Origin of the sequence: Pseudoalteromonas galatheae (assembly GCF_005886105.2) — a bacterium.
Lineage (GTDB): Bacteria > Pseudomonadota > Gammaproteobacteria > Enterobacterales > Alteromonadaceae > Pseudoalteromonas > Pseudoalteromonas galatheae.
The window spans coordinates 79,410-85,735 of the sequence record NZ_PNCO02000001.1; the positions used below are offsets into that span (position 1 = coordinate 79,410).

General features: G+C 42.4%; 4 protein-coding genes. 1 reads left to right on the forward strand and 3 read right to left on the reverse strand.

Features of this window, described 5'->3' with window-relative positions; translation table 11 throughout:
- Positions 1 to 17: 17 nt before the first annotated feature.
- The 3 genes from CWC29_RS00405 to CWC29_RS00415 form a co-directional block, all read right to left on the reverse strand.
- The gene (locus tag CWC29_RS00405) at positions 18 to 488 is read right to left on the reverse strand and encodes a chemotaxis protein CheX (protein ID WP_128728845.1); all 471 of its coding nucleotides are present in this window, start codon (positions 486 to 488) and stop codon (positions 18 to 20) included.
- Positions 489 to 568: 80 nt separating this feature from the next.
- The gene (gene zur / locus CWC29_RS00410; protein ID WP_010368795.1) at positions 569 to 1,003 is read right to left on the reverse strand and encodes a zinc uptake transcriptional repressor Zur; all 435 of its coding nucleotides are present in this window, start codon (positions 1,001 to 1,003) and stop codon (positions 569 to 571) included.
- Between the two features lie 126 nt (positions 1,004 to 1,129).
- A complete protein-coding gene (locus CWC29_RS00415; protein ID WP_235956497.1) occupies positions 1,130 to 3,592 on the reverse strand; it encodes an EAL domain-containing protein in 2,463 nt (820 codons plus the stop codon).
- Positions 3,593 to 3,895: 303 nt separating this feature from the next.
- Here CWC29_RS00415 and ggt point away from each other — a divergent pair, with 303 nt between their 5' ends.
- Positions 3,896 to 5,590, forward strand: a complete 1,695-nt coding sequence (gene ggt, locus CWC29_RS00420) for a gamma-glutamyltransferase (protein ID WP_128728844.1) — start codon at positions 3,896 to 3,898, stop codon at positions 5,588 to 5,590.
- The last annotated feature ends 736 nt before the right edge of the window (positions 5,591 to 6,326 follow it).

Here is a 6,326-nt window from a genome sequence, read left to right on the forward strand (position 1 = left end):
ACGTGTGTTTTTAACTGTTAGGCGAGTTTATCGAAGCTGACTTCAATGTTGGCATTACCGTCGGGTGAGGTGAATGGCATAATAAGCTTAGGCCCATCACATTTATGAGTGATAGTATGGCCAGGACCTGAAACGACAACTGGTGTCGCCATATCAAACTCGTAGCCTTTTTCGCCGAGTAGGTTTTTAGCGCCGCCAGTGACCATGTTGGTGATTTCACCAACCATATCAGTGACATCTTCATTAATTGAATCAGGGCGTTCACCAAGCATACGCTCCATTATGGTTAACGCTAGGCCCTCTTCAAAGGTGATCGAAAATGACCCTTTTGTCTGTGGACCAACCATACCAATCAGACCCGATACATCACCTTGTGCGACTTCGTCTTTCTTCATTTTTGGCTTACCCGGCGTCAATTCAGTTTGCGCCATAGTAGCCAATACATTGATTAGAGATGATAAAAAGGGGTTGATGAACTCTACATTCATATGGACTTTCCCTTATGTATTTTTAATAAATTAGTGTCGCTCTTAGTGATAAGTGTAGTGGGCTTTTTTGCTCACTGCACTTAATCTTTACATTTTTCGCAACGGCCATGAGCCTCAATGGTTTGCTCTGTAACCACAAATCCAGTTTCTGCAGCGAGGCTGTTTAGTTCATGCGAAATCGTGTTTGAGTGTAACTCTTGAACGTTACCGCAGCTATCACAGATCAGTAACTGCACTGGATGTGTGTGATCGAAGTGGTGGCAAAGCATAAACGCATTAGTACTTTCAATTTTGTGGATAAAGCCCAACTCAGAAAGAAAGTCTAAGGCACGATATACGGTAGCTGGTTTTGCAGCCGCTTCCGTCAACTTAAGCTCTTCAAGTAAGTCGTACGCACCAACACCACCTTGTTTCGAGGCGAGTAGTCTGAATACTTTTTCTCTAATAGGGGTAAAACGCGCGCCACGGTTGTCACATACTTGCTTGGCTTTGCTAACTAGTAACTCTATATTCATGATTAAAAATCCTTACACTGCCTTGCAATACTAACATATTATTTTTATTAGTCTTGTGTTTACCCTGATTTATTATCTCAAGTGGATATTCGGGAGCGATGTTGCTTTGAAAGTTTGTTTTTCTTGCTAAGAAGAGCGCTTAACTGGTTCGATCTTAGTATGGTAAAAGGTTTCAAATTGTGCTGCAGAAAGCGGCTTGCTGATCAAGTATCCTTGACCAAAATCACACTCCAGTTGCTGCAATAAACGCAATTGCTCCAGTGTCTCCACGCCTTCGGCGACTACTTTCATCGATAAATTATGCGCCATGGCAATAATAGTTTTAACTAACGCTTTAGACTCGTGAGTGGTGAGCATATCGCTGATAAAACTGCGGTCTATTTTGAGTAAATCGAAGGGGTAATGACGGAGATAGTTCAGTGACGAATAGCCCGTACCAAAATCATCCAAAGATAATTTAAACCCTAACTGATGTAATTGGGTTAGGGTCTGTTTTACCTGTGCCTGTCCTGAGATCAGTACGCCTTCTGTGATTTCCAACTCGATAAAGCGATTGGCAATCGGGATGTCTTTTACTAATAGCTCAATCTGTTTCAAAAGGCTTGGGTCTTTAAACTGCCTTGGTGATAAATTGATTGCGATACGGATGTCGGAGTCTAAGTGTTGCTGCCACTGGCGTGCTTGTTTAATAGCCGTTGAGAGCACAAACAATCCGATATCGATGATCAATCCGCTTTGTTCCGCAACGGGAATAAACTCCGCAGGAGAGATATTACCCAGTGTTTTACTGTGCCAGCGGAGTAAAGCTTCCGCGCCAAATACATCACTGTCTTCAATATAAAATTGAGGCTGGTAAAACACTTCTAACTCGTTTTCATTCATTGCTACACGCAGTGCTTCCTCAATTTCAATGCGTCGAGACAACTGTTGACTCATCTTTTGATTAAATAGACAGTAATTGTTGCGACCATTACTTTTGGCATTGTACATTGCGGTATCAGCGCAGCTGAGTAGTGCTTGAGGGGAGTTTGCATCTAAAGGATAGATAGCAACGCCTATACTGACGGAAATATTAAAATCTTTATCGCCGACAATAATGGGATGGTGAAAAAGCTTGATCAGCATATTGGCAACAGAGGTAATGTCTTCAGTATGTTTAAATCCGCCCATTAAAACAATAAACTCGTCGCCACTGAGGCGTGACACGGTGTCTTGCTCACGTAGCGATTGCTTGAGCCTTTCTCCTGAAGCAAGGAGAATTTGATCGCCCATTTCGTGTCCGAGTGAATCATTAATTCTTTTAAAATCATCTAAATCAATAAAAAATACTACCGCAAGTTCATCGTTGCGTTCGGCATCAAGCAGTTGTTGCGATAGCCGCTCCATCGCTAAAAAACGATTTGGTAAATCAGTCAATGTATCGTAAAAAGCGTGATGTAAGATGACTTCCTCTTGGCGCTTTTTCTCTGTGATATCACGCACTGCGATAACCAGCTGCTCGGTCCCTGGGATCGGAGAGAGCCTAGCTTCGAACAGCTTCGCTTGCTCTGCAATGGTCAGCGGATATTCTATTTGGGTTAGTTGATGGCACTGATTGGCAGATTTGATGGCTTGGCTAAATTGTTTTGCTGCATGAGAAGGCAACACCTCCGTCATTTTTTTGTTTATAAAATGCTCAGGCGATATATATAAGTCGTCTGATTTTCCGGTATGGCACTCTAAGATGATGCCGCTCGTATTGATTATAAAGAAAATATCCGGCAATGCTTCAAAGACACTAGTAATAAGTGCGTGGTGACACTGTAATTCTTGAGTGATTTGTAATTGTTGCTGCCAGTTTTTCTCTAACGTTTGTGCCATCACGTTGAACTGTTTGGCAAGTACTGCAAACTCCCCATATCCTATGATTTTAGCTCTACAGCTTAAAGAGTTAGTGGATAATGCATCACCTACTTGGATCAGCCTTTTGATTGGTTTATGAATGAAGTGATGGGTAAAGCTTAGTAGCGCAATAGTGATGAGTATTAAAAATGCCGCCAAAATACTCGCCTTAGTTATCAATTGTTGCCGTAACGAAAGAAAAACGGTGCTTACGTCATAAATAGCAATCAGCCTAACTAAATTCGCGGACTCAACAACGGGTACTTTAGGTGAAATGGGAATGGCTGCGAGAAAGTGCTGCTGATTAGGGTCAAATGCCACAGTGAGATCAAGTGTGCGTAGTGTTGCTGTGGCTTGCGCTTGGCTGATAACTTGATTAAATACTTGTAGTCCAATCACTGAGTGTTGAGTTTCGTTGACGAGCGTTTCTCCTTGAATAAGGAAGAGCGCTTTATATTTACTGTCAGAATAATAATCCTCGAGGGTCAGGCTAATCTTATTGTCGTTGTCCTCCACAAACTCAGTAAAAAGATGTTTACCTAAATGGGTTAAATTTTGTCTCAGTTTTGTCTCATAGTTTTCGAGCAGCATGTCTCGCTGGCTAACATATGAAATGTAGATAATAAGAGAAGAGAGCAACAAGCCACAGAGTAACGTGCCCCAAGTCAGTGTTTGTTTTAAATTGATAGAAATAACTCGATTACTCATAAATAACCAATTCAATAGCCTTGGTTTCGGTTAGGTCTTTCATTGCGATTACATCGACACTAGATTTCGCTCTTGCGCACGTTTAGTTTTCCGCAAAATCACTAATCATTAGTGTAGTCCAGCTATAAAAAACTGTATCAAATTTGAGCGAATATTATTGTGGTAGATCAAGCGCTATAGTGACGGAGTGCTGAGTTTTCGCATTAGGTCCAATCTCGTTTTCTTTCGCTTTGACCGCAAATGAATTGCTGTAAGCGGATTGGCTTTTTATATTGGTTAAAAAGAAAACAGAAGAGAAAAAAAATGAATAAGGTCGTGAAGTGCACACTGGTTAGTATGCTATGTGCTTCGGTAAGCTCAGCGGCTCTCGCATATGACAGGATCACCGGAAAAGCTTTTGCTAGCCGCTCTGAGGTTATTGCAACCCAAGGTATGGCTGCAACTTCTCAACCACTGGCAACCCAAGTCGCAATAGAGGTATTGAAGCAAGGCGGAAACGCCATAGATGCTGCAATTGCAGCCAATGCCATGCTTGGCCTAGTGGAGCCTACAGGTTGCGGTATCGGTGGTGACTTATTTGCTATTGTGTGGGACGCGAAGCAACAAAAGTTATTTGGTCTCAATGCTTCAGGGCGTTCACCAAAAAGCCTTTCGCTTGCAAAGTTACAGCAGCAAGGCGATACAATTCCAAGCTATGGGCCGCTTCCTGTTTCTGTGCCCGGTGCGGTCGATGGTTGGTTTGAACTGCACAACAAATTTGGCAAACTGCCAATGAAACAGTTACTTCAACCCAGTATCGACTACGCTAGAAGCGGCTTTCCAGTTTCTGAGTTGATTGCTTATTACATGCAGCGCTCGGTGTCGGCTCGTGAGCAATATTCCGGATTTAAAGAAGTATTTATGCCTGAGGGGGAAATGCCTAAAAAGGGAGAGATATTTAAGAATCCGGCACTCGCTAATACCTATGAGTTACTTGCAGAAAAAGGCCGCGATGCCTTTTATAAAGGCGAAATTGCTAAAGAAATCGACCGTTACATGAAGGCCAATGGTGGATACTTAAGTTACCAAGACTTAGCTGAGCACCACAGTGAGTGGGTTGACCCTGTAAGTGCTGATTATCGCGGCTACACCTTATGGGAGCTACCTCCCAATGGTCAGGGCATTGCCGCCCAGCAAATTCTCAATATTTTAGAGGGCTATGATATCAAGGCAATGGGGTTCGACAGCCCAGAGTATATTCATACCTTTGTTGAAGCAAAAAAACTTGCCTTCGCGGATAGGGCAAAATACTACGCCGATCCAGACTTTAATGAGATACCAGTCGCGACGCTTATTTCGCAAGCATATGCTGACGAAAGGCGTGCATTGATTGATCCAAATAAAGCAGCTAAACGCGATCATGCAGGTCCTATAGAAGGGGATACCATTTATCTCACGACTGCTGATAAGGAAGGGAATATGGTGTCGCTGATCCAGAGTAATTTCCGTGGTATGGGATCGGGTATGACTCCAGCTAAGCTTGGCTTTGTCTTGCAAAATAGAGGCGAGCTATTTGCGTTAGATAAAAACCACTACAACGGTTATGCGCCCGGTAAAAGACCATTTCATACCATTATTCCTGCCTTTGTCACAAAAGATGGTAAACCATGGATGAGCTATGGCGTGATGGGAGGCGCGACTCAACCGCAAATGCATGCGCAGATCCTGATTAACATGATTGACTTTGGTATGAATCTACAAGAAGCGGGCGATGCGCCTCGAATTTTGCATAGTGGTTCATCGCAACCAACCGGTGAAATCATGACTGATGGAGGGTATGTCAGTCTCGAGTCTGGCTTTTCGATGGAAACCCGTAGAGAGCTGATAAAAAAAGGTCATAAGTTACAACAAGCAGTTGGTCCTTATGGCGGTTATCAGGCGATTATGCGAGATGGCAAAACTGGAGTTTACTACGGAGCATCCGAAACAAGAAAAGATGGCCAAGCTGCGGGTTATTAAAAGCCTCACTGGGTGATGAAATTAATGCGAATTATAATTTCCAAAACACTTCATCCTTTGCAATATGATGTATAAGCCACGATGGAAAAGGTTGAATCTTGAACTCTGGGTTTTGGTACGTATACGCCCATCTACTCGAAGAGAATGAAATTCCTAATATTACGAACGGTATTATCAGTGCAAAAATTCAAGGCTTGCTCTGATAATGCCTCAACACGCAATTCCTAAAAACGACTCAGTGTAATCTTGTGTAATGGATAAATTTACTTTTTTGTTAATGAACGGTTTATTTATCAGTTTCTTGTGCTAGCCTTTTTCAGTACAGATCATGAGTCGTTGATGTGAAGCCACATAAATTGTGTTTGTTTTACTAGCTTCAGTATGATCTTTTTTAACTCTATTTGAGACTTTGAAGTCGTCACCTCTACGTACAAAGATGGTAAAAAAGTTGCCATATTCATGCGTTAAAGTGACAGTGAGTGATTACAGCAATGTTGTATATGCTGCAAGCAAATAGCAAAAGGTGCTGTTGATTAACGTGGCTCGCGGTTTTAGCGGTTAGTTAACCTTTATAGATATACCCACAAACGTTCACCTACTTAAATAGGTACTGTGTTTGTTGTGGTTAAGTAATTGATTGGTTTTTTACAACGTTACTGATGGTTAACTGCCGCAAGCCAAATAGATACTGCTCGCGCTGTTGCCAAAGGAATCCCAACCAAGTTATGGGGATGGC